Genomic DNA, 24,083 nt, shown 5'->3' on the forward strand with positions numbered 1-24,083 from the left:
TTGGGGCAGGCGGTGCGGCGCCGGGCGGCCTGTCCGCCGGGCGTCGCGGCCCCCGGGGCGTTCTCGCGCGGCATCCCCCTCCGCCGCCGCGCCTTCGGTTCGGCGAAAAGGCCCGGCCCGAGGCCTCCGGCCCCGTCGCCCTTCGGGCGCCGCGTCCTTCGGCGGGGGCGCGCCGCTCCGGCCCGGGCGCCGGGGGTCAGCGACGCTCCTTCGGCGTGGCGAGGGGCGGCGCCCCCGGGGTCGCGTTCAGCGATTCGAAGGCGAAGGGCTGCGAGAAGCGCATCCGCGGTGCGATCCGCCTGAACTCGGGCGCCGCGAGCGGCGAGGGCCTGGGCGGCGGCGCCTCGGGCGCCTCCTCGCGCGGCGGCGCGTCGGGCAGCGTCGGCAGCGCGGGCCGCGCCCGTCCCGCCGCCGCCGCCGCGTCGCGATGGCGGCGGGCGGCGCGGCCGGCGCTGCTGCGGGCCGCCGCGATGCGCGGGTCCGGCTCGGGCGGCAGGTCGCCTGCGCCCTCGAGCTCGGGCGCGGCCAGCGCATGGCCGCCGCCGACGGCCAGGTGCGCGTGCCCATGCGCCAGCGTCCACAGGTAGATCCCCGGCGAGCGCCCGTCCTCGAGCGGCGGCAGGGGCGTGGCGAGCTCCAGCCCCCGCGCGGCGCGGTGGAAGGCGGCGAGGGCGGCGCGCGCGGCCTCGGCCGCCGTCCCGTCGCGGTCATCCGCCGGGCGCAGCTGGAACATCAGGCGGAACAGGTCGGGGGCGCCGCGGGCGAAGGCGACATAGGCCTCCATCACCGCGGCGGCGCCGTCCGATCTGGCGGGGCCCGCGGCGGCGGCCCCGGCGGCGAGCGCGATCCCCAGCCGCTTGAACCCGAGCGTGGCGACGGCGGCGCGCAGCCCCGCGACATCGCCGAAATGGTTGCGGTTGGCGGTGTGGCTGACCCCGGCATGGGCGCAGACCCGGCGCAGCGAGAAATGGTCGACCCCGTCGCGCTCCAGCACCGTCATCGCGGCGTCCAGCAGCGCCGCCCGCAGGTCGCCATGGTGGTAGCCGCGCTCGCCCTTCTGGGTGGCTTCGGCTTCGGCTTCGGTGGAGGCGTCGGCGGGCGCGGATGCCGCGGGGGCGGCGTCCGGCGAGGGCGCATCGGCTTGCGCGGCTTCGGTCCGGGGAGCGTCGGTCTGCGAGGCGTCCGTCTGCGGGGCGTCGGTCTGCGGGGCGCCCCGGAGCGCGGCGTCCGGGCGGGAAGCTGCCGCCGGCGCCGACGCCGCAGGGGGCGACTTTTCCCGAGAGGGCGGCGGAGCCGTGGGTGCGGCCGACTTGCGCGCGCCAGGCGGCGTCGCGGCCCCCGCCGGGCCGGAGACGGCGGTCGGCGGGGCCTGGTCGGCGCGCTTCGGCGAGGCAGGGGAGCTGGCCGCCGGCGCGGTCTTCGCGGCGGCGGCGGCGCGCCCGGGCGCCGGGGCGGCCGCGCGCGGGGCCTGGTCGGCCCGCGCCGTGTCCGCTTCGCCTTGCGCGGCCTTGCGCTTGCGGATGCCGGGCGGCGGCGCGGGGGGCGCGGCCCTCGGCGCCGCTCCCGGCGCGGCGCGTGGGGCGGCCCCTGGCGCGGCGCGTCCCGGCGCGCCGGTGGCGGGCCTCTCGGCCTTGGCTGCGGCGGGGCGCGGGGCGTCTTCGGGCGGGTCGTGCGGGGCGGGTCCGGTCATGCCCGCATCATGCCCGCCGGGGGTAAACAAACCGGCGCCCGCCCCCGGGCCGGGGGCGGGCGCGACAGGGCGAGCGACACGTTGTGCGAGACGTTGTGCAGCAGGGCGCGCGACTGGGTGTCCGGCCGGGCGCGAGGCCCGGCCGCTCAGCGCATGTTGCGGCGGACCTGGGCGGCCTCCTTCGTGCGCCCGGCCTCGTCGAGATAGGCCAGCACGTCGCTGCGGATCCGACGGGTCGCGCGCAGGTGCGCCTCGCGGTTCACGTCGCCGCGCCCGGCCCCGATCGCGCGGGCATAGGCGTTCAGCTCCTGCTGCCGCTCGGCCGAGGCGGGGTGCGAGGCGAGGAAGCCGCCGCCGTCGCCATACAGGCGGCGCAGCACCTCGAAGCTGCGCGCGCCCTCGATCACCGACCAGCCGGCGCCGTGCAGGTAGCGGGCCCCGAGGCGGTCGGCCTCGCGCTCCTGCTCGCGCGTGAAGCCCGAGACGGCGGCCTGGGCGCCGAGGCCGACCACCGGGCGCACCAGCTCGGCCGGGGCGCCGAGGGCGACCCCGCCGATGGCCGCGATGGCGCCCACCACGCTGACCGCCTGGCGGTTGCGCCGCCCGGCGGAGACATGGCCGAGATCCACGTGCGCGGCCTCGTGCGCCAGCACCATGGCCAGCTGGGCCTCGTTCTCCAGCGCCGCGAGCATCCCGGCGTTGACGAAGACATAGCCGCCGCCGGTGGTGAAGGCGTTGACGTCCGCATCGGCGACGATGGCGCCGCGCAGGGGCGGCAGTCCGGGGGCGCGCTGGGCCTCGACCCGGGCCAGGAGGGCGTCGATATAGCCGTCGGCGCGGCGGTCATGGATGATCTTGTCCTCGCTCTGCAGGCGGGCGAGCAGCTCGCGGCTCTGCGCCTGTTCCGAGCGGACATCCGCCGCGCTGGGCGGCCCGCCGGGGGCGGGGGCGCAGGCGGAGAGCGCCGCGGCCGAGGCGGCGGCGAGCGCGAGGCCGCGCAGGGCGGCGAGGGAGCGGCGAAGGGGCATGGCGGGGTCTCTCGGGGCTCTGGGGAGGGCGGTCGGGCGCGGGGGCGCGCCGCGGGCGGCGGGACGCGCAGCATGGCCGAGGCGGGGCGGCGCGGAAAGGGCGAAGGGCGCGGCGGCGGGGGCGATGGTCGGAGGCGGGCCGCAGGAGGGGCGCAGGAGAGGCGCAAGAGGACCAGGGAGGGCGGTGCGCGCGGCGACAGGCGGCGGCGCTTCGCGACCGGGGCGGCGCGGGCGGCGTCCGCCGGGCTTCCGGCCGCCATCGCCCTTCGGGCGCGGCGTCCTTCAGCGGGGGCGCCAGGCCGCCCGGTCCCGCCCCCGCCCCCGCCGCGCCCTGCGCCCTGCCGCGCCGGCGCCCCACCGCGTCCGGGCGCGCCGGCCAGGGGCGCGGCGCGGGCGGCTGAGCGGGGGCTTCACGCCCCCCGAAGACGCCCGCTCCGCCGCTCAGGCCATGCGGTAGAGCCAGGCGCCGCCCGCGTCCTTCTCCCGCGCCGTCTCGCCGCGCAGGTGCAGGTAGTTCATGTGGGCCTGCGCCTCGATCAGCCCCATGCCGAACACCGCCGCGTCCAGCTCGCGCCCGAAGACCGGCGTGAAGCATTCCGCCACCCGCCGCGGCTCCTTCAAGTGCGCGCGCAGGCGGTCGAGCGCGTTGCGGTGGTTGTCGATCAGCTGCCGCAGCCGGTCGGGGATGCCGACGAAGGGCAGCTTGTGGCCGGGCAGCGCGTACTGGTCGGCGCGGGCGTGGTCGCGGAACCGCGCGCAGCTCTCCAGCCAGTCGCCCACCGGGTCGGCCAGCGGCTCGTTCGGATGCACCCCGAGATTCGACGAGATCCCCGGGATCACCTGGTCGCCGGTCACGACCAGCTCGTCATCCTCGGACCAGAAGGTGGCATGTTCCGCCGCGTGGCCCTCGCCGGTCAGCACCTGCCAGCGCCGCCCCGCCATCTGCACCGTCCCGCCCTCGCGGATGCGCCGATAGCCGATGGGCAGCGGGTCGGTGGTGCGCGAGAAGTTGAAGGGCTCGGCGTTGCGATACGCCTCCAGCCGCTCGGCCGGGGCGCCCGCCTGGACGTAGAAGTCGATATTCGCCTGCGGCTGCGTCTCGTGATGGTCGAGCTGCAGCATCCGGGTCAGCATGTAGGCCGTGCGGGTGGTCCAGAGCTCGGCCCCGTGCCGCTCCAGCAACCACCCGGCCGAGCCGACATGGTCCGGGTGGTGATGGGTGACGATCACCCGCCAGATCGGCGCCCCGTCCAGCACCTGCGCCTCGATCGCCTCGAGCGCGGCGCGGGTGGTGCGGCCGCGGAAGCCGGTGTCGATCACGGTCCAGCCCGGGCCGCCATGCAGCCGGTCGTCCATCAGGTAGATGTTGACGTGGTCGAGCCGCATGGGCAGCGGCAGGCGCGCCCAGAACACGCCCTCGGCGACGCGGATGGCGGTTCCGTTCTCGGGCGGGGTCTCGTGGGGGAAGTGCAAGGGCGCGCGGGCCTCCGTTGTCATGACGCGGGCCCCGGCGCGCAGACGCCGGGGCCCGGAGAGCGGTTCGGCGCGGCGTCCGCGCCGGGTCCGTTTCGCGATCCTATCATCGCATGGCGCGGGCGGGGGGACTTGCGCCGAAACGCCTCCCCCCGCCTGCGCCCATGGATCAGGCCAGCGCCTCGGCGGGCAGGGCGTAGAGCGGCGCGGCCCCCATCCCCGCCTGCGCGGCGAGGCCGGGGATCAGCGGCAGCTGCGTCGCGGCGAAGAACCGGGCCAGCGCCGCGCGGGTCTCGCCCTCATGCCCGCCCGCGGCGGCCAGCGCGCCCTTGGCGTGGTAATGCGCCCCCAGCCCCAGCGCCCAGAGGCGCAGGAACGGCACGGCGCCGGCGAAGCGGTCGTTCAGCTCCTGCGCCAGCAGCGCCTCGGTGGCCGCCGCCACCTGGCCCGCCGCGGTGCGCAGCGGCATGGCGAGATCGTCCAGCGACGTGCCCTCCAGCGCCTTGGCCGTCGCCTCGATCTCCGCCAGCAGGGCGCGGGCGGCGGCGCCGCCATCCATCATCTTGCGGGCGGCGAGGTCCATGGACTGGATGCCGTTGGTCCCCTCGTAGATCGCGGTGACGCGCACGTCGCGGAAGAACTGGGCCGCGCCCGTCTCCTCGACATAGCCCATGCCGCCATGGACCTGGACGCCGAGATCCGAGACCTCGCAGCCCACATCGGTGCCGAAGGCCTTGGCGATGGGGGTCAGGAAGGCGGCGCGGGCCTTGTGGGCCTTGCGCTCGGCCTCGTCCTCGGCGGCCACGGCCATGTCGAGGCTGAAGGCGCAGTCCAGCGCCACGGCGCGGGAGGCGTCGGTCAGCGTGCGCATGGTCATCAGCATCCGCTTCACGTCGGCATGGTCGGCGATGGTCCCGTTGCCGTCGCCCACCGGGGTGCGGCCCTGCTTGCGCTCCTGCGCATAGGCCAGCGCGTGCTGCATGGCGGCCTCGGCCACTGCCACGCCCTCGGCGCCGACGCCGAGGCGCGCGTTGTTCATCATGGTGAACATGGCGGCCATGCCGTCATGTTCCTCGCCCACGAGCCAGCCCTTCGCCCCGTCGAACTCCATCACGCAGGTCGGGGAGCCATGCAGGCCCATCTTGTGCTCGAGGCTGACGACCCGCAGCGAATTCGCCTCGCCCGGGTTCCCGTCCGCATCGGGGATGTATTTGGGCACGACGAAGAGCGAGATGCCTTTCGTGCCCGGCTTGCCGTCGGGCAGGCGCGCCAGCACCAGGTGCACGACGTTGCCGGTGATGTCGTTGTCGCCCCAGGAGATGTAGATCTTCTGGCCCGAGATCGCGTAGGTGCCGTCATCGTTGCGCTCGGCCTTCGAGCGCAGGGCGCCCACGTCCGAACCGGCGCCCGGCTCGGTCAGGTTCATGGTCCCGTTCCACTCGCCCGAGGTCAGCTTGGGCAGGTAGATGGCCTTCAGCTCGTCCGAGGCGTGGTGCTCCAGCGCCTCGATCTGCCCGGCGGAGAGCAGCGGGCAGAGCGAGAGGGCGAGGTTGGCGCCCGCCATCATCTCGTTCACGCAGGTGCCGACGGCGATGGGCAGGCCCATGCCGCCCGAGTCCTCCTGCGCCGTGACGCCGGCCCAGCCGCCCTCGACGAACTGCGCATAGGCCTCCTTGAAGCCGGGCGAGGTGCGCACGACGCCGTTCTCCAGCACTGCCGGGTGCAGGTCGCCATTGCGGCGCAGGGGGGCGAAGACCTCGTCCGCCAGCTTGGCGGCCTCGCCCAGGATCGCCTGCACCGTCTCGGCGTCGGCATGGGCGTAGCGGGCGGTGGCGGCGAGCTTGTCGAGGCCGATGACGTTCGAGAGGCAGAAGCTCATCTCGCGCACGGGGGCGGCGTAGGGCATGCGGGGTTCCTCCTGGCAAACGGCCGGGACGTTTGCGGACCGCGGCCCGGGGCGCTATGCGTCGCTGTCAGGCGCCGCGCGTCCCGGGCCGGGCCGTCGCCCGGTTTATCGGCGCGAACGGTATGGCGGGGGGCGTTCTCCTTCAAGGGGAACGCAATGCAACGCTTTATTTCAGGCCGGGCTTGCCCGAGCGGGACGCGACGGAACGCGGCGGCGCGCCGCAGGCGGGGGAAGGCGAGGGATCGATGACGGCTGGGGCGGAGCGAGGATCGGGCGGCGGGACCACCCTGCGGCTGGCCGCGGATGCGGCGGGCGTGGAGGCGGCCGCGCGGATCCTGCGCGCCGGGGGCCTCGTGGCCTTCCCGACCGAGACGGTCTACGGCCTTGGCGGCGACGCCACGAATCCCGGCGCCGCGGGTGCGATCTACGCCGCCAAGGGCCGCCCGAGCTTCAATCCGCTGATCGCCCATATCGCCGATCCCGCGCAGGCGGGGGAGTGGATCGAGATGCAGGGCCCTGCGCAGGCGCTGGCCGAGGCGTTCTGGCCCGGGCCGCTGACCCTGGTCGCCCCCCTGCGCCCCGGTTGCGGCATCGCCCCGGCGGTGACGGCGGGCGGTGCGCGGCTGGCGCTGCGCTGCCCGGCGCACCCGGTGGCGCGGGCGCTGCTGGCGGCGGCGGGGCGGCCCATCGCGGCGCCCTCGGCCAATGTCTCGGGGCGGGTGAGCCCCACGACGGCGGATCACGTGCTGGACGGGCTCTCGGGCCGGATCGACGCGGTGCTGGACGGCGGGCCCTGCGCGGTGGGCGTCGAAAGCACCATCCTGGCGGTGGAGGCGGACGGAACCGCGCGGCTGCTGCGCCCCGGCGGCGTGTCGGCGGAGGACCTTCGCATGGTGCTCGGCGACCGGCTGCGCGCCGCGGACGGAAGCCCGCTTGTAGAAGGCGCCGAGGCGCCGGGGCTGAAGGCCGAACCGGGCGTCGACCCGGCCCCCGAGGCGCCGGGGATGCTGTCCTCTCACTACGCGCCCGGCGCGGCGGTGCGGCTGAACGCCGAGGCCCCGCGTCCCGGCGAAGGCTGGCTCGGCTTCGGGCCGGAGCCGGAGGGGATCGAGGCGCATGACGGCCCGCGGATGAACCTCTCGCCTCCCGGGGATCCGGCCGAGGCGGCGGCGGCGCTGTTCGCGGCGCTGCGCGCCCTCGACGCGGCGCTGGGCGGACGCGGGAGCCTCGCCGTCGCGCCGGTGCCCGAGGCGGGCCTCGGCGCCGCCGTCAACGACCGCCTGCGCCGCGCCGCGGCGCCCCGCCCGCAATAAAGCCAGTCATCCAGCGGCCTCCGCCGCCCGTAAAGACGCCGACTGCAAGGAGAGCCGCCATGACCGACCGCGCCCCCCTCAACGCCCCCGACGCCGCGCTGCTGGAGAAGATCTCGGCCCTGCTCGGCCCCCAGGGGGTGAAACGCCCCGAGGACGCGCCGGGGTTCCTCGAAGAACCCCGCGGGCGCTGGGAAGGCAAGGCGGCGGTGATCGCGCGGCCCGCCGGAACCGAGGAAGTCTCTGCGCTCGTAAAGCTCTGCGCCGGGGCGCGGGTCGGGATCGTGCCGTGGTCAGGGGGCACGGGGCTGGTGCTGGGGCAGATCGTCAAGGACGGCCCGGCGCCGGTGCTGCTGTCGCTCGACCGCATGACCCGCATCCGCGAGAGCCTGCCGGATGAAGACGCGCTGATCGTCGATGCAGGCGTCACCCTGGCCGATGCGCAGAAGGCGGCGGAGGCGGCGGGGCGGCTGTTCCCGCTCTCGCTCGCCTCCGAGGGGTCCTGCCGGATCGGCGGCAATCTCGCGACCAATGCGGGCGGGGTGCAGGTGCTGCGCTACGGCAATGCGCGCGACCTGTGCCTCGGCGTCGAGGCGGTGCTGCCCGACGGCTCGGTGCTGCATGGGCTGAAGACGCTGCGCAAGGACAACACCGGCTACGACCTGCGCCACCTGCTGATCGGCTCCGAGGGGACGCTGGGGATCATCACCGGCGCGGCGCTGAAGCTGGTCCCGCGGCCCGAGGAATCGGCGACCGCCTTCTGCGCCGTCCCGGGCCCCGAGGCGGCGCTGGCGCTGCTGCACCACCTGCGGGCGCGGTTCGGCGAGACGGTCTCGGCCTTCGAGCTGATGTCGCGCCAGGGATTCGCCTTCGAGGCCGAGCATTGCCCCGAGGTGCAGCTGCCGATCGAGACGCCGGACTGGGCGGTGCTGGCCGAGGTCTCGGGCGCCGCGGGGGCGCAGATGCAGGAGCGGCTCGAATCGGCGCTGGAAGAGGCGATGGAGGCCGAGCTGGTGCTCGACGCCGCCCTCGCCAACTCCCTGGCCCAGCGCGAGAAAATGTGGATGGTGCGGGAGATGCTGCCCGAGGCGAACCGGCGCGTGGGGGCGGTGTCGAGCCATGACGTCTCGGTGCCGCTGACCCGGATCGCGGGGTTCATCGAGGTCGTGACCGCCGCCATCGCCGGGATCGACCCGGGGCTGCGGGTGAACTGTTTCGGGCATCTCGGCGACGGGAACCTGCATTACAACGTGTTCCCGGCGCAGGGCCGGTCGCGCGGCGATTACGCGGACCAGCGCGAGGCGATCAAGCGCTGCGTGCATGACCTGGTGCACCAGATGGGCGGCTCGCACAGCGCGGAACATGGCGTGGGGCGGCTGAAGACCGAGGACCTGAAGCGCTATTCGGACCCGGCGAAGCTGTCGGCGATGCGGGCGATCAAGGCGGCGCTGGACCCGCTGGGGATCATGAACCCGGGCGCGGTGCTGGACTGAGACGCCGGCGAGGCCGCGCCCCCGGCGGTCCGCCCGCGGCGGGCGCGGCGCCGGCGCGGCGCGGCGGGCCGGGCGCGTGCGGCGGGGGATCCTGGCGGCGGCGGCGCGAAGCAAAACGCCGGCTGCGCCTTGGGGGCGAGCCGCCTGGGGTCTCGGGCCTTTGACATGGGGCCTTGGGCGTTGGGCCTGGGGCGTTGGGCCGGGGGCCGGTTTCGCCGCTGATCGGGAGAGGCTGGTCGGGAGAGGTTTTCGCGCCTCGGCGCGGAGGGGCTTCGCCCCGCGCCCCCTGGGGGGCTGGCGCGGGGCCGACGACCCTTGCATGGCCGTCGGTCCCCGTGCGGCGCGCTTCGCGAACTCGCCTTCGGACTTCCTGCGCGTCTCCGGACGGTCGCCGGACCTCGCCGCATTTTCTCGGCGTTCACGGACACGGCTTACCGACCGCTCCGAACCGTTTCCACCGACCATACGCGTCGGCACCTTGCTTACACTCTACGCTTGTCGCCCGAAACGCCGCGACCGAGACCCTACGCTGTCCGCCCCCTGACGCCGGCGGGATGCTGATACGCCGTCGCACCTGACGCTTGCGACCACGCTTCACGCTTGTCCCACCGATACGCGCGGGAACCGACTTCACGCCTGCCGCGCGGCACGTGCGCGGCGGAACTTCACGAACGCGGACCGCGAACACCGTGCGATCCCCTGGTCTTACGCCTGGCCGCGTTGCAACGCCTGCGACCGGAACACTCACGCTTGCCGGATCAACGCGCCCGGCGCCTTCACTTTACGCGCGCCGGGTCCCACGAGCCCCGGCTGGAACACTTCACTCGACGCCTGCCGGATCGAACGTCGCCGGCATCTTCCCTCACGCGGGTCGGACCAGACGCATCCGACTTGCACTCTCGACGCTGGCCGGATCAGACGCGCCCGGCCGTTTCACTCTACGCTTGCCGTCCCTTGACGCGGGCGGCGCACCTTACGCTCTGCACTCGACGCTGCGGGCCACGCGGCCCTTGCTTCCCCTTCGGCCGAACATGGCCTGTGACGCAGGGGCACGCACTTACGCTCGCTCACATCCGCCGGGTCCCTGATACACATCGGGTCTCGGCGCTTCCGGGCTTCGGCGGCCGACGCGGCCGTTTCGGTCCGGATCCGGAGAGGCGGCTGACTGCGCCGCGCCTCCGGGGCCAGGGTCTGCGGTGGGTGGTGGATACGTCCGCGTCTCCTGTGGGGAGACAATGGCCCCGGGCCGGTATTCCGCGGGTTAATGTGGGGGGATTATCGCGGTGAAAGCGGCGTTTACCCCGATTTCGACCCCCTTTCGGGGCGTTCCACAGTCTTGCGGTGGTTAAAGCCCGTATACAGGAGTTAAGATCCGGTGGCTTTTCCGGCCTGCCTGCGGAAACGCTGAAGGGGCCTTCAGCGACACTGGACTCAAGAGCCCAGCGCCTCGCGATCTCCGCCCTTGGGGCGAGTCATCTGGAACAGCGAATCGACCGAAAGGTAATCGCGGTAGCCGCAGCGGGCGATCAAGCGCGCCTTGGCGATGTCGAACATCCCGTCGGTCAGGGCGTCGTCGCGAATGTGCACGGCGACCACCCGCCCGATCACCATCCGGTTCGGCAGGCCGGCCGCGGACGCGGGCAGCTCGACGATCCGGTCGAGCACGCATTCCAGCGCCGCGGGGGCGGCGGCGACGCGCGGGGGGCGCACCTCGAGGCTCCCGGCCTTCTCGAGCCCCGCCAGCTCGAACTCGTCCTCCTCGGCCGCGTAGCCGCCCGAGGACACGTTCATCGCGTCGCGCAGCGCCCAGTCGGCGGCGTTGACGACGAACTCGCCCGTCGCCTCGATGTTGGAGACGGAGTCCTTCGCCTCGTCCCGGCCCACCTTTCGCCCGAGCGAGGAGAACATGACCATCGGCGGGTCGTCGGCGATGCCGTTGAAGAAGGAATAGGGCGCGAGGTTGACCCGCCCGGCGGCGTCGACCGAGGAGATCCAGCCGATCGGGCGCGGGGCGACGATGGCCTTGAACGGGTTGTGGGGCAGGGGATGGCCGTCGGCGATGCGGTAGTGCACGGGGGAAGTCTCCTGTCGGGGCGCCGGGGGCGGGGCGGCCCGCCGGGCCGGCGCCGGGCGATGATGGGGCGCGATGGGTGGGGCGCGGGGGCCGCGCGGCGCGCTCACAGGTAGCGCGCCCGGGCCGCCGCGGCCAGTCGGGGCCGGTCGGGGGCCGGTCGCGGGCCGGTCACGGGGCGGTCGCGGGGGCGCGATGGGGGGCGCGGCGGAGGGCGACGGGGGGCGGGCGAGGGCGGCCCTGTGCAAGCGCGGCGCGCTTCGCTAAGACTATGGGCCACCGCGCCGAAGCCAGGAGCCAGCACCCGCCCCATGTTCCGCATCTACCGTGAGACGCCCGCGGACTGGCACGAGGTCGAGAACCTCTATGACACCGCCTTCGCCCCCGGCCGCACCGCGCTCAGCTCCTACCGGCTGCGCGACGGGGTGGACCCGGTGGCCGAGCTGTGCCTGCTGATGCGCGACGAATACGACGCCGTGGCGGGGGCGATCCGCTACTGGCCGATCCGCATCGCCCCGCCGCCCGGGGCGGAGGAGGACGGGCGCGGCGCAGGGGCCGCCGGGGACGCGGACGCCGCCGCCGAGGGCGCCGCCGCAGGGGACGCGGACCCGCCCGCCGCCCGCCCCGCCCCGCCGCCGCCCGTCCCGGACGCGCCGGGCCCGGGCGTCCCGGCGCTGCTGCTCGGACCCGTGGCGGTCCACCCGACCCGGCATGGCGAGGGGCTGGGCGGCCTCTTGATGATGGAATCGCTCGACCGCGCGCGCGAGGCGGGCTGGACCCGCGTGGTGCTGGTGGGGGACGAGCCCTATTACCGCCGCTTCGGCTTTCGCCGCGACCTGGCGCTTGGGGTGGAGTTCCCGCCCCCGACCAACCCCGACCGCATCCTGGCGCGCGAGCTTCAGGACGGCGCCATGGACGGCGTCGCGGGGCTGGTCCAGCGCTGGGGATGAGGGGCCGCCGGTGCGCCGCGCCGCCCGCCGCCCCCGGATGCGCGCCCCGGGGCGGGACCGCGTGCGGGGGGCCGTCCAGCGCCCCGTGCCCCGTCCAGTGCCCAGTCCCGTGCCGCGTCCCGTGCCGCGCGCCCTGCCGCGCCCCGTGCGGCCCGGCGCGATCCGGGCGGCCCTCGTGATGCGTCCCGGGGCGCCGGCCCGGGCCTGTCCTGCTTGCGGGGCCGCCCGGGTCCGTCCCGCTTGCGGAGCCGCCCGGGCCTGTCCTGCTTGCGGGGCCGGCCGGCCCCGGTCCGCTTGCGGGGCCGCGCGGCCCGCCGGGCCGGTTTCAAGGAGGCGCCGCGGCCATGCCCGACCCCATGCAGCACTCCGCTGACCCGGGACCTCCCGGCGCTCCCCCCGGCGGCCCTCCCGGCGGCCCGCCCGTCGGTCTCGTCGAACGCCTCGAGGACGCGCCTGCCGCGCCGCAGCCGCGGGGCCCGGCGGGGCGGCTGCGCGCCGCCGCGCCCTACGCGCTGGCGCTGGGTCTGTTCGCGCTCGGGGCCTACGCGCTCTGGCGCCTGCTCGCGCCCGTCGACATCCAGGCGGTGGCGGCGCAGATCCGCGGCACGTCGCCGGCGGTGATCGCCGCCGCCCTCGTCTCGACCTTCGCGGGCTACACGTGCCTCGCCGCCTATGACTGGTCGGCGCTGCGCCATATCGGCAAGCCGCTGCCGCCGCCCGTGGCGATGAGCGGGGGCTTCCTCGCCTACGCCTTCGGCAACACGGTCGGGCTGAACGCGGTGTCCGGCGGCGCGGTGCGCTGGCGGCTCTACGCGGGGCTCGGGCTCGACGGGTTCGACGTGGCGGCTGTGTCGACCTTCGCGGCGATGGCCTTCGGGGTGGCGGCGACGCTGGTGGGGCTCGGGGCGCTGGCGATCCATCCCGGCGCGCTGGCCGCCGTGCTGCCCTTCGGGCCCGGGACCACGCGCCTCGTCGCGTGCCTCGGGCTCGCCGCGGTGGCCGCGCCGGTGCTCTGGGCCTCGCTGACCGGGCGGCGGCTGACGGTCGGGCGCTTCTCGCTCCTGGCCCCGACGCCGCGGCTGCTGGCCACGCAGCTGGCGATCAGCCTCGGGGACATCTGCTTCTCGGCGCTCACGCTCTACCTGCTGCTGCCCGCGGGGGCGCCGGATTTCGCCACCTTCCTCGCGGTCTTCGCCGCCGCGACCATGGCGGGGGTGATCAGCCACGTCCCGGGCGGGGTGGGGGTGTTCGAGACGGTGGTCATCGCCGCCTTCCCGCCCGGATCGGCGGTCGAGCAGATCGCCGCCGCGCTGCTGCTCTATCGCCTCGTCTATTACCTCGCGCCCTTCGCCGTCGCCCTTGCGGCGATGTCGGGCTTCGAGGCCTGGCGGTCCTTCGGCGGCCGGGCGGCGGGGGGCGCCGCGGGGCGGGTCTTCGCGATCCTCTCGCCCGCCTTCCGCGCCCTCGCCCCGGCGGCGCCGTTCCTGCTTGCGGTCATGGTGTTCGGCTCGGGGCTGTGGATGTCGCTCTCGGCGCTGCTGCCGCCGGTGACCGAGGCGGCCGAGACCGCCGAGGCGCTGTTCCCGCTCGCCTTCCTCGAGGGCTCGGTCCTGTTGCAGAGCGCGCTCGGCGCGCTGCTCATCGTGCTGTCCTCGGGGCTGGCGCGGCGCAGCGCGGGGGCGTTGTGGCTGAGCGTCCTCGCCATGGCGGTCGGCGCCGCCGTGGCGCTGGTCCAGGGGGTCGAGCCGGGGCAGGCCGCGACCCTGGTCCTGGGGATGGCGCTGCTCTGGCCCTTCCGCGGCGCGTTCCGCCGCCGCTCGGTGCTGACCCATGCCGCCTTCAGCCCGTCCTGGGCGGCGCTGTCGCTGGCGGGGATCGCGGCGGTGGGGTTCGTGCTGTTCTTCGCGCACAAGAGCACGCCCTACGCGCACGAACTGTGGTGGCAGTTCGCGCGGGACGAGGCCGCGCCGCGGGCGCTGCGCGCGGGGCTGCTGGTCAGCCTCGCGGTCGGGGCGGGGGCGCTGCTGCTGCTGCTGCGCGCGCCGCGGCTGCGCCCGGCGCGGCCCGGCCCGGCCGGGCTGGCGGCGGCCGCGTCGGTCCTGCGCCGGGGCGCCGCGCCCGACGCGGGTTTCGCGCTGACCGGGGACAAGGCGCTGATGTTCAGCGAGGCGCGCGACGCCTTCGTGATGTTCGACGTCTCGGGCGGGTCCTGGATCGCGCTCGGCGGCCCGGTCGGCCCCGTGGGCGCGGCCGAGGACGTGGCCTTCGACTTCGTCGAGGAGGCCCGCCGCGCCGGCGCCCGCCCGGTGTTCTACGACGTGGACGAGGGCCAGGCGCCGGTGATGCTCGACCTCGGGATGCAGCTGCACCGGATGGGCGAGGAGGCGGTGGTGGACCTGGCGCGCTTCTCGCCGGAGGGCCCGGGCCGCGACGCGCTGCGCGGCGCCCATGCCCGGGCCGCGCGCGCCGGGCTGGCGTTCGAGCTGCACGGCCCGCCGCACGCCCCCGCGCTGCTCGATGCGCTGGCGGAGATCTCGGACGCCTGGCTCGCCGCGCGCGGCAGGGGCGAGAAAGGGTTCTCGGCCGGCCGGTTCGACCCGGCCTGGCTGAACCGCTGGCCGCTGGCCGTGGTGCGGCGCGCGGGGCGCCCGGTCGGCTTCGCCGTGGTGATGACGGCGGCGGACGGGGCGGGGGCGGAGGGCGCCGCGGCGGGGATCGACCTGGCGCGGCTGGCGCAGGATGCGCCCGAGGGGACGATGGCGTTCCTGTTCGCCGGGGCGATGCTGCAGATGAAGGCGCGCGGGGCGCGGCGGTTCAGCCTCGGGACCGCGCCGCTTCCGGGGCTGGGCGCCGCGCGGGGCGGGCGGCCCTGGGCGCGGTTCGGCGCGGTGATCTTCCGCCATGGCGGGAGCTTCGGCGGCTTCGAGGAGCTGCGCGCCTTCAAGGAGAGCTTCGCGCCGGAATGGCGCCCGCGCTGGCTGGCCACCCCCTCGGGGGCGTCGCCGCTGCTGCCGATGGCGGATGCCGCGCGGCTGGTCTCGGGGCGCGCGGGGCTGGGCGGGGCGGGCGGGGACGCGCCCGGCGGGTCCGGCGGGTCCCCGGGGGGCTGAGACCCGCGGCGGGGCGCCCGCCGGGGCCGCCGCTTCCCCACCCCCGGACCTGCGAAGGCCCGGACATGCGAACGCCCGGAAGAGGGGCGCTCTTCCGGGCGTCGCCGCATCGGCGGTCGGACCTGCGAGGGAAAGGCCCTTGCGCCGCGTCCCGGGGCTGCGGAGCGCGCCGGGATCTGCGCGGGGGCGGGCGCTCAGCGGCCCCGTTTGCCCCCCGGCTTGGTCGCGGGCTTGGGCGCGGGCGCGGCGGCGGCGCGGGCGCCGGGCGCCTTGGCGGCCATCACACCGGCGACGGTGGTCACGCCCTTGGGTTCTTTCCACTTTTTCTTGCTGGTCATGGCGGGGATCCTTGCATCCCGAAGCGCGCCGACTCTCCCGGCGCAGGGATGAATCTGCGCCTCTCCGGGGCGTTCGGGAAGGGGTCCGCGGGCCCTGCCGCGAAGAATATCTTCCAGCCTGATCGCGACGCCTGAAACCGGCGCGGGCGGCCCGGAAAACCGAAGGCGGGAAAACAGAAGGGGCGGGAGGGGGATCCGCCCCCTCCCGCCCCCGATGTTCCCGCGCCGCGGGGGCGCGTCAGCGCCCCTCGACCCGCCAGGCCCCGACGGTCAGCAGCCCCGCCAGCGCCAGCATCAGCCAGCCCGGCGCCAGCGGCGTCAGCGACACGTCGCGCACGGCATAGGCCTCGCGCCGCGCAAGGCCGATCCAGCCGCGGCCCGCCGACACCCTCTCCTCGCGCACCCGGCGCAGGTCCGGCGCGGCGCCGTCCGCGCCCAGCCGCAGCGCGCCGCCGCCGGTCGCGTCCACCGCGGCCTCCAAGGGCGCGGCGGAGCTGATCGGGTTCTCGAACTCCTTCGGCGCGGGCGGACCCACCGCCGCCACCGCCTCGAGCGTGCCGTCCGAGAGCCGCCACAGGCCCTGCTCGCGCGCCTCGAACTCCGCCGTCCAGCGGCCCGGCGCGGTTTCCTCGTACACGGCCGTCACCAGCGCGCCCGAGGGCGCGGCGGCGGTCACCTGCGTGGGCCGCGCGCTCAGCGAGCGGCGCGAGACGCGGACCCGGTCGCCCGAGACCTCGGCGGTCAGCGCCTCTTCCTCCAGCTCCGGCTCCTTCATCAGCCAGTGCGCGAGGCGGCGCAGCAGCTCGGCCTGCGGCCCGCCCCCCTCGTAGCCGCGCGACCACAGCCAGGCGTGGTCCGAGGCGAGGGCGGCCACCCGCCCCTCGCCCACCCGGTCGAGGATCAGCAGCGGCGCGCCCGCGCCCTGCATCACCGCCTCGCCCGAGGCGCGTTCCATCTGCACCATGCGGAACCAGCGGCCCCAGGGGGCCTCGCCCTCGGGCAGGTCCTCGGGGAGCAAGCCGGCGGTGACGGGGTGCTTCAGGCCCACCTCGGTGATCTCGGGCAGGAAGCCGCGCTCGATCACCCGCGGGGTGGGGGCGCCGGGCAGGATGGTCTGCAGCGGCGTGCGCCAGAGCGATTCCACGCCTGCGAAGGCGGGCCCCGAGGCGACCAGCACCGCGCCGCCATTCTCCACGTACCGCGCCACGTTGCGGATATAGGCGTCGGGCAGCACGCCGCGGCGGCGGTAGCGGTCGAAGATGATCAGGTCGAACTCGTCGATCTTCTCCATGAACAGCTCCCGCGTCGGGAAGGAGATGAGCGAGAGTTCGAACACCGGCACCCCGTCCTGCTTGGTCGGGGGCCGCAGGATGGTGAAGTGGACGAGGTCGACGGACGGGTCGGCCTTCAGAAGGTTGCGCCAGGTGCGCTCCCCGGGATGCGGCTCGCCCGAGACCAGCAGCACGCGCAGCCGGTCGCGCACGCCGTTGATGGTGAAGACGGCGGCGTTGTTGCGGTCGGTCAGCTCGCCCTCGGCGGCGGGGATGGACAGCGAGACGACGTTCGCGCCCCCATGCTCCACCGGCAGGGCCAGCGTCACCTGGCGGCCCACGGGGATGGGCTGCGACAGGGCCAGCTTGCCGTCCACCTGGATGTCGACGCGGGCCGAGCCGGAGACCTCGGGCGGCGCCTCGCCCAGCGCCTCGACCCGGAACTGCAGCTGCACGGTGTCGCCGACCAGCCCGAAGGCGGGGGCGGTTTCGAGCACCAGGCGCCGGTCCCACTCGTCCGCGCGGCCCGTCAGCAGGACATGGACCGGGGCGGGGAAGCCGTCGAACCGCTCGGAATCGTGGGCGCGGCCGTCGGTCACCAGGATCGCCCCGGCGATGCGGTCGGGCGCGACCTCGGCCGAGGCGGCCTCGAGCGCGGCGACCAGCTGCGTGCCCTTGTCGGCGCCGCGGGCCCCCTCGGGGGCGTCGCGCACCGTCACCAGCCGCCATTCGAGCGGCGCGGTCGGATCGGCCCCGAGGGCGGCGAGTTCCTCGGACAGTTCCCCGGCCGCGGCCTGGGCCTGCAAGTCGCGCCCGTTGATGCGGTTCGACGCGCTTTCATCCACCACCAGGAAGGCGACGTCGGGCAGGGGGTCGCGGATCTCCTGCTTCAGGGACGGGCCGGCCAGGGCGGCGAGGATCGCCAGCGCGGCCAGCGCCCGCAGCCCCCATCCGGGCGAGCCGCGCCACAGGTGCAGCACGGCGGCCAGCAGCGACAGGGCCGCCAGCACGGCGATCACCGGCAGCGGCAGCAGGGGCGAGAATTCGAGCGCGGCGCTCATGGACTCTCCTCGGGTCGTCGTGGGGCTCCGGCGGGATGGCCGGGGGCGCATCGGGGGCGCACGGGCGCGCGCGCGGGTGAGGCGCGCGCCGGGGCGTGTCGCGGGGACCGGCGCGCGGCCCCCGCGTGTTCAGTTCTCCAGTCGTTCGAGCAGCGCGGGCACGTGCACCTGGTCGGACTTGTAGGAGCCGGTGAGCACGTACATCACCAGGTTCACGCCGAAGCGGAAGGCCATCTCGCGCTGGCGCAGGCTGGTGGTGGGCGCGAGGAACGAGCCGGAGCTGTCCACCGCCCAGGCCGCGGCCCAGTCATTGGCGCCGATGATCACCGGCGTCACCCCGTCATTGAGGTTGCGGAAGGGCCGGCCCTCGGCCGCGTCGGGCTCGACCGCGGCCTCGAGCCAGGTCTCGCCGCCGGTCCAGCGGCCGGGGAAATCGTTCAGCAGGTAGAAGGTGCGGGTCAGCACGTGGTCCTGGGGCGTCGGTTCCAGCGGCGGCAGGTCCAGCGCGGCGGCGAGGCGGCGCAGGGCGCGCCCCTCGGGCGTGCCGCCGCCCATCCCCGCCGACAGGTGCGCGTCGCGGGTGTCGAACACGATCATGCCGCCGGTGCGGGTGAAGGCGTTCAGCTTCTCATAGGCCGCGTCCGAGGGCGTGGCCTGGCCCGGCGAGACCGGCCAGTAGATCATCGGGTAGAAGGCGAGCTCGTCCCGCTCGAGATCCACGCCGATCGGGTCGGCGGGCTCCACCGCGGTGCGGGACGCGAGGACGCGGGACAGGCCCCGCAGCCCGGCCTCGGACATGCGGTCGACGGCGGCGTCGCCGGTGATGACATAGGCCAGCACCGTGTCGGTGGTCGCGGCGATGGCGCGCGCGTCCTCGGAGCGGCGGCGGGCCGCCTCGGCGGCGCCCGCGGGCGGCTCTCCGGTCCCGAAGGCGGGGGTGTCGACGCCCGGAACCTGCGCCAGCTGCATGGGCAGGCGCTGGGCCTCCACCTCGGGCGGCAGGGCCTGCGCCCGGGCCTCGCCCACGGCGGCAAGGCCCAGCCCGGCGGCCAGCGCCAGCCCGGCGGCCCGCGCCCCGATCCGCGGCAGCCGCCCCGAGACCCAGAGCGAGGCGGCGGCGTCCAGCGCCAGCAAGAGCGCGGCGAGGGCCAGCAGCGGGCCCTTCAGGTCCCGCTCCTCGGCCCGCCCGAGGCTGTCGGCGCTCGCGCTCGGGGGGGGCGGGGGGGCGAGCGCCAGCACCGTCTCCGGCCCCGTCACGTTATGGGCCAGCGCCCGCGCGCCCGCCTGGTAGATGCCCGGGGGAGCGTCGGGGCCCGGCCGCCCCTCGGCGAGCCTTGCGCCGGGGACGCCCGCGGCGCGGTCCGCGTCGGCCTCGCGCCCGAAGCCGTCGAGCACGACGGTCGGCGTCCAGGTCAGCTCCGGGTCCGCCGCGGCGGCGTCGGCCCCGCCGGTTCCCGCGGCCAGCGCCAGCCGTTCCAGCATCTGCACGAAAAGGCCCGAGAGCGGCAGCGAGGACCATTCCGCATTGGCGGTGACATGGAACAGGACCACCCGCCCCTCGCCGCGCTGGACCATGGTCACCAGGGGCGTTCCGTCGGCGAGCGAGGCGATGGTGCGCGCGGCCACGTCCGGCCCGGGCTGCGCCAGCACCTGGCGGGACACCGAGACGTCCGCGGGCGGGGTCAGCCCGGCGAAGGGCGAAGCCTCGGGGAAGGCGGCGATGGGCTGCGGGGCGCCCCAGCTCATGGCGCCGCCCACGGCCCGGCCCCCGGCGCGCAGGCGCACGGGCAGGAGCGGGTCTTCTTCAAGGTCGCGCCGCTCCGCCTCGGCCCGGGCCAGCCGCGGCCCGGCGAAGCGGACCAGCAGCCCGCCGCCCTCGACCCATTCGGTCAGGGCGGCGCGTTCTTCATCCGGGAAGGCGCCGATATCGGCGAGGATCAGCGCGTCGGCGCCGGTCTCGATCATCTCGGGGACCAGCCCCTCCATCACCTCGGCGGTGGGAACCAGCGCCTGGCGCAGGAAGTGCAGCTGAGAGGTCAGCGGGCGCGCGCCATCCTCGGCGGCGCCGGACAAGAGGCCCACCCGCTTGCGGCGCACCGCGTCGTCGGCCAGCGTCACGCCCCCCGCCGAGGCGCCGGACAGCAGCGCGATGCGGCGCGTGTTGTTGCGCAGCTCCAGCGGCAGGTCGAAGACGAGGGTCGCCTCGGTCTCGCCCTCCGCGAACAGCGCCTCGGCGCGGGCGAGGCGGCGGTCCGCGCCCTCGGGCGAGCGGCCGATGGCGACGGCGGCGACCGCGCGCTCGGCCCCGCCCTGGGCGCGCAGGGCCGTGGCGGTCAGCGCGCCGTCCGTCAGGGTCGGCGGGCGCAGCGCCAGCGCGGTGCGGCCGGGGCCGATCATGGTGGTCGGGGCGATGGCGGTCAGCGCGTCGGCGAGGCCGTCGGCCTCTTCATGCGCCAGCCCGTCATGGAGATAGACGATCGAGAGGCCCTCGGCCGCCGGGCGCGCGGCGAAGGCTTCCACCGCCGGGATGAACCCGGCGCGGTCCGGCGCCCAGGGGAAGGGGGTCGCGGCCTCGACCGCGCCGCGCCAGTCGCCGGCGGCGCGCAGTTCAAGGGGATCGCCCGGGCCGACGGGGGCGGCGATGCGGCGGAAGGCGACGGGACGCCCCGCGCGGTCGGCCTGTTCCACGGCCTCCAGCGCCCGCGCCCGGCGGTCCTCCCAATCCGGGGCCGAGGCCCAGCCGCCATCCATCAGCACCAGCACCGGGCCCGAGCCCTCGGCCAGCGGCCGCGCCGGGTTCAGCACCGGGCGGGCGAAGGCCACGATCAGCGCCGCGATCATCGCGAGGCGCAGCAGCAGCAGCCACCAGGGCGTGCGGTCGGGCATGCGTTCCTCGTCCCGCAGCCCGAGCAGCAGGCGCACGCCGGGGAACACCTGGCGCCTCGGCGCCGGGGGCGTGGCGCGCAGCAGGATCCACAGCACCGGCAGGGCGGCGAGCGCGGTCAGCAGCCAGGGGTTGAGGAAGGCCAGCGGGCCGAGGGTCAGCATGCGAGGGGGTTCTCCGGGCCGGGCGCGCGGGGGGGGCGCGGGACGGGCAGGGGGGCGCGGGAGGCCGCTTCACACCCGCGCGCCGCAAGGGGGCGGCGCGCGCCGCCCGCCGCGGGCGCAGGGCGCAGGGCGGCGCCGCAGGCGGCGCGGGCGCCGGGAAGGGGGCGTGCGGCCGTCACCGCATCCCCCCGCCGATGGCGCCGTAGAGCCACAGGAGCGCCTTGCGCGGGCTCTCGTTCGTGCGGTGGATCTCGAACCGCCAGCCCGCGGCGCGGCAGGCGTCCGACAGCTCGTCGCGCCGCTCGGCCAGCTTCTTCTTGTACATCTCGCGCAGGCCGCGGGCGCGGTGGGTCTCGAAATCCACCGATCCGCCGGCCGAGGTGAGGACCAGCCGCCCGTCGAAGGGGAACGCCTCCTCCGCCGGGTCGACGATCTGCACGAAGGCGCCCTGGACGCCGCGGTCCGAGGCGTTGCGCAGCGCCGCCAGCGCATCCTCGCGCGGGCCCATGAAGTCCGAGAAGAACACCGCCTTGCCGCCGCGCACCATCGGCGCGCGGGGCGGGGCGCCGAAATCGTCTTCGGTCATGGCGGCGGTCATCCGCCCGCCCTCCTCGGCCAGCGCCAGCGCGATGCGGGTCAGCTGCGTCTCGCCCGAGCGCGGCGCCTCGGCGTCGGTGGACAGCAGCGACACCCGCTCCCCCCCGCGCACCAGCAGCACCGAGAGGGCCATGGACAACAGCGCCGCCCGCTGCCGCTTGGTGCGGGGGGCCATGTCCGATTTCCAGTTCATGCCGCGCGACAGGTCGGCCCAGATGGCGACGGTCTGCGCCGCCTCCCACTCCATCTCGCGGATGAACATGTGGTCCGACCGGCCCGAGCGGCGCCAGTCGATGGCGGTCGCCGGGTCCCCGGGCATGGCCTGGCGGTACTGCCAGAAGCTCTCCCCGGGCCCGGCCCGCCGCCGCCCGTGCACGCCCGCGGCGACGCTGGCGGCCAGCCGCTCGGCCTCGGCCAGCAGCGGCGGCAGCGCGCCCGAGATCCGCTCCGCGTCCCGGCGCAGCCAGGCGGGGGTGTCCGCATCCGTCCGGCGCGCGCCCGCGGGAGAAGAGGAGGAGGCGTCGCTCAAGCCGCGGCCTCCAGCCCGAGCGCCTCTTCGACCAGCCGGTCGATCACGGCCTCAAGCGTCTGCCCCTCGGCCTTGGCCGAGAAGGTCAGCGCCATGCGGTGCACCAGCGCCGGGCGCGCCAGCGCGGCCACGTCCGCCACCGAGGGGGCCAGCCGCCCCTCCAGCAGCGCCCGCGCCCGCACGCAGAGCATCAGCGCCTGCGCCGCGCGCGGCCCCGGGCCCCAGGAGACCGAGGCGTTCACGGCGTCGCTCGCTTCCGGCTCCCCCGGACGGGCGGCGCGCACGAGGCGCAGGATCGCCTCGACCACCTGTTCCCCGGCGGGCATCCGGCGCACGAGGCGCTGGGCGTCCATCAGCCCCTCGGCGGTCATCGCGGCCTGCGCCTCGGCGTCGTCGATGCCGGTGGTGGCCATCAGGATCGCCCGCTCGGCGTCCAGCGTCGGGTAGGGCACGTCGATCTGCAAAAGGAAGCGGTCGAGCTGCGCCTCGGGCAGCGGATAGGTGCCCTCCTGCTCGATGGGGTTCTGGGTGGCGAGGACATGGAAGGGCGGCGGCAGGTCGCGCCGCTGGCCCGCCACGGTCACGTGCTTCTCCTGCATCGCCTGCAGAAGCGCGGACTGGGTGCGCGGCGAGGCGCGGTTGATCTCGTCCGCCATCAGAAGCTGGGTGAAGATCGGCCCCTCGATGAAGCGGAAGGCGCGCCCGCCGCCGGGCGCGTCCTCGAGCACCTCGGCCCCGAGGATGTCGGCCGGCATCAGGTCGGGGGTGAACTGCACCCGGCCCGCATTCAGGCCCATCACCGCGCCCAGCGTCTCCACCAACCGGGTCTTGGCGAGGCCGGGGGCGCCGACCAGCACCGCGTGCCCGCCGGAGAGGAGGGCGGTCAGCGCCAGCTCCACCACCGTTTCCTGGCCGATGACGCGGCGGGCGATCTGCGCGCGCGCGCCGGTCAGCGTTTCGCCAAGGGCTTCGATCCTGGGCAGCAGGTCGTCATGTTCGGTCATCGGGCGTCCTTCGCGGGGGCGTCGCCTGCGCGACGTCTGAGCAGCCTGGGCGGCATCCGTGCGGCGCGGCCCCCCGCGGGGGGGCGCGCGCGTGGTCTTGTGTGGAAAGTCTAAGCTGAACATGTAGCTTGTCCAACAGCCGCGCACGTCGCGCCGCCGCCGCAAAGGGAGGTTCCGATGGTCGAAAAGGGTCACGTGTCCGAGAGCGCCGCCGCGAACGGCGCCCCCCGCGCGGACGGGACCGGCGCGGCCGAGGGGCTGGCGAAGACCATCGGCGCCGCGTCGAAAAAGGGCCCGCCGCCCGTACACTTGTGGAACCCGCCCTATCGCGGGGACCTCGACATCCGCATCAAGCGCGACGGGTCCTGGTGGCACGAGGGCGGCCGGATCGGGCGCGAGGGGCTGGTGCGCCTCTTCGCCTCGGTGCTGAAATACGAAGACGGTCGTCACTACCTTGTGACCCCGGTCGAGAAGGTCGGCATCACCGTTGACGACGCCCCCTTCGTCGCCGTGGACTTCCGCGTGGACGGCAAAGGGAACGCCCAGGTCATCACCTTCACGACCAATGTCGGCGACGAGACGGCGGCGGGCCCCGAGAACCCGATTCGGGTTGAGAAGGACCCCGAGACCGGCGAGCCCTCGCCTTACGTTCACGTGCGCCGCGGCCTCGAGGCGCTGATCGACCGCAAGAGCTTCTACCGCCTGGTGGAGATCGGCGAGGTGGAGGAGCAAGGCGGCGCGCGCCTGTTCGGCCTGCGCTCGGGCGGGGAATTCTTCCCGCTGGCCGGGGCCGACGCGATGGGGCTCTGAGCGCCATGACCGGGACCCCCGACACCGGCCTGATCGCCGCCCGCGCCGCCGCCTGCATCGCCGAGCTGGAGGAGGCGTGGGAGCCCCTTTTCGACGACGAGGACATGCCCGCCCACGACGCCGAGGCCCATGCCGAGGTCGCCGCGATCATCCGCCGCTTCGCCGCGAAGGCCGGGGCGGCGGACACGCGGCGCGCGGTGAAGGCCGAGCTCGACGAGGCGGTGCGGGCGCTGAACGATCTCGACGAGGCGCGCGGCGGCGGGCTGCTGGAGACGGATGAGCGGGAGATCATCGTCCCCGCGCTCAATGCCATCGCCGCGGCGGCGGGGCTGGAGCTGTCGGATTACGACGACGGCGACCCGACGCTGGACCTGCGGATGTTCTGAGGGGGGCG

At 75.7% G+C, this 24,083-nt stretch carries 16 protein-coding genes; 6 read left to right on the top strand and 10 right to left on the bottom strand.

All coding sequences use genetic code 11. The features are described 5' to 3' along the window. Window positions 1-196: 196 nt before the first annotated feature. The 4 genes from ACQ5SO_RS03685 to ACQ5SO_RS03700 form a co-directional block, all read right to left on the bottom strand. Window positions 197-1,690 (bottom strand): TetR/AcrR family transcriptional regulator, encoded by a 1,494-nt coding sequence (locus tag ACQ5SO_RS03685; RefSeq protein ID WP_430940225.1) that lies wholly within the window; start codon window positions 1,688-1,690, stop codon window positions 197-199. Between the two features lie 146 nt (window positions 1,691-1,836). Further along, a complete protein-coding gene (locus tag ACQ5SO_RS03690) occupies window positions 1,837-2,718 on the bottom strand; it encodes a M48 family metalloprotease (protein ID WP_430940226.1) in 882 nt (293 codons plus the stop codon). Window positions 2,719-3,159: 441 nt separating this feature from the next. Continuing rightward, a complete protein-coding gene (locus ACQ5SO_RS03695) occupies window positions 3,160-4,215 on the bottom strand; it encodes an MBL fold metallo-hydrolase (protein WP_430940227.1) in 1,056 nt (351 codons plus the stop codon). Window positions 4,216-4,360: 145 nt separating this feature from the next. Further along, the gene (locus ACQ5SO_RS03700; protein ID WP_430940228.1) at window positions 4,361-6,097 is read right to left on the bottom strand and encodes an acyl-CoA dehydrogenase family protein; all 1,737 of its coding nucleotides are present in this window, start codon (window positions 6,095-6,097) and stop codon (window positions 4,361-4,363) included. 245 nt (window positions 6,098-6,342) lie between these two features. Here ACQ5SO_RS03700 and ACQ5SO_RS03705 point away from each other — a divergent pair, with 245 nt between their 5' ends. Further along, a complete protein-coding gene (locus ACQ5SO_RS03705) occupies window positions 6,343-7,410 on the top strand; it encodes an L-threonylcarbamoyladenylate synthase (RefSeq protein WP_430940229.1) in 1,068 nt (355 codons plus the stop codon). 59 nt (window positions 7,411-7,469) lie between these two features. Next, window positions 7,470-8,900 (top strand): FAD-binding oxidoreductase, encoded by a 1,431-nt coding sequence (locus ACQ5SO_RS03710; RefSeq protein WP_430940230.1) that lies wholly within the window; start codon window positions 7,470-7,472, stop codon window positions 8,898-8,900. A gap of 1,431 nt (window positions 8,901-10,331) precedes the next feature. Here ACQ5SO_RS03710 and ACQ5SO_RS03715 read toward each other — a convergent pair. Then, on the bottom strand, window positions 10,332-10,973 hold the full coding sequence (locus ACQ5SO_RS03715) for a flavin reductase family protein (protein ID WP_430940231.1): 642 nt from the start codon (window positions 10,971-10,973) through the stop codon (window positions 10,332-10,334). Between the two features lie 309 nt (window positions 10,974-11,282). Between ACQ5SO_RS03715 and ACQ5SO_RS03720 the strand changes: the two genes are divergently transcribed. Next, a complete protein-coding gene (locus ACQ5SO_RS03720) occupies window positions 11,283-11,921 on the top strand; it encodes a GNAT family N-acetyltransferase (RefSeq protein WP_430940232.1) in 639 nt (212 codons plus the stop codon). Between the two features lie 344 nt (window positions 11,922-12,265). Further along, entirely contained in the window at window positions 12,266-15,031 is a 2,766-nt protein-coding gene (gene mprF, locus ACQ5SO_RS03725; RefSeq protein WP_430940233.1) for a bifunctional lysylphosphatidylglycerol flippase/synthetase MprF, read from the top strand. A 194-nt stretch (window positions 15,032-15,225) separates the two neighbouring features. Here mprF and ACQ5SO_RS03730 read toward each other — a convergent pair whose 3' ends face one another. The 5 genes from ACQ5SO_RS03730 to ACQ5SO_RS03750 all read right to left on the bottom strand — a co-directional run bounded on the left by ACQ5SO_RS03730 (window position 15,226) and on the right by ACQ5SO_RS03750 (window position 22,879). Next, entirely contained in the window at window positions 15,226-15,369 is a 144-nt protein-coding gene (locus ACQ5SO_RS03730) for a hypothetical protein (protein WP_430940234.1), read from the bottom strand. Window positions 15,370-15,607: 238 nt separating this feature from the next. Next, on the bottom strand, window positions 15,608-17,701 hold the full coding sequence (locus ACQ5SO_RS03735; protein ID WP_430940235.1) for a hypothetical protein: 2,094 nt from the start codon (window positions 17,699-17,701) through the stop codon (window positions 15,608-15,610). A gap of 129 nt (window positions 17,702-17,830) precedes the next feature. After that, window positions 17,831-20,749: a DUF4159 domain-containing protein gene (locus ACQ5SO_RS03740; protein ID WP_430940236.1), complete on the bottom strand. Its 2,919-nt coding sequence runs from the start codon at window positions 20,747-20,749 to the stop codon at window positions 17,831-17,833. Window positions 20,750-20,924: 175 nt separating this feature from the next. Beyond that, a complete protein-coding gene (locus ACQ5SO_RS03745) occupies window positions 20,925-21,875 on the bottom strand; it encodes a DUF58 domain-containing protein (RefSeq protein WP_430940237.1) in 951 nt (316 codons plus the stop codon). After that, the gene (locus ACQ5SO_RS03750) at window positions 21,872-22,879 is read right to left on the bottom strand and encodes an AAA family ATPase (protein ID WP_430940238.1); all 1,008 of its coding nucleotides are present in this window, start codon (window positions 22,877-22,879) and stop codon (window positions 21,872-21,874) included. Before ACQ5SO_RS03750 ends, ACQ5SO_RS03745 begins: the two co-directional genes overlap by 4 nt. 177 nt (window positions 22,880-23,056) lie before the next feature. Here ACQ5SO_RS03750 and ACQ5SO_RS03755 point away from each other — a divergent pair, with 177 nt between their 5' ends. Together ACQ5SO_RS03755 and ACQ5SO_RS03760 are read left to right on the top strand one after the other, a co-directional pair. After that, on the top strand, window positions 23,057-23,689 hold the full coding sequence (locus tag ACQ5SO_RS03755; protein WP_430940239.1) for a DUF1285 domain-containing protein: 633 nt from the start codon (window positions 23,057-23,059) through the stop codon (window positions 23,687-23,689). Between the two features lie 5 nt (window positions 23,690-23,694). Further along, complete coding sequence (locus ACQ5SO_RS03760) at window positions 23,695-24,075, top strand: hypothetical protein (RefSeq protein ID WP_430940240.1); 381 nt, start codon at window positions 23,695-23,697, stop codon at window positions 24,073-24,075. Window positions 24,076-24,083: the final 8 nt, after the last annotated feature.

This window comes from Rhodovulum sp. DZ06 (assembly GCF_050586345.1).
Taxonomy (GTDB): domain Bacteria; phylum Pseudomonadota; class Alphaproteobacteria; order Rhodobacterales; family Rhodobacteraceae; genus JBOCEF01.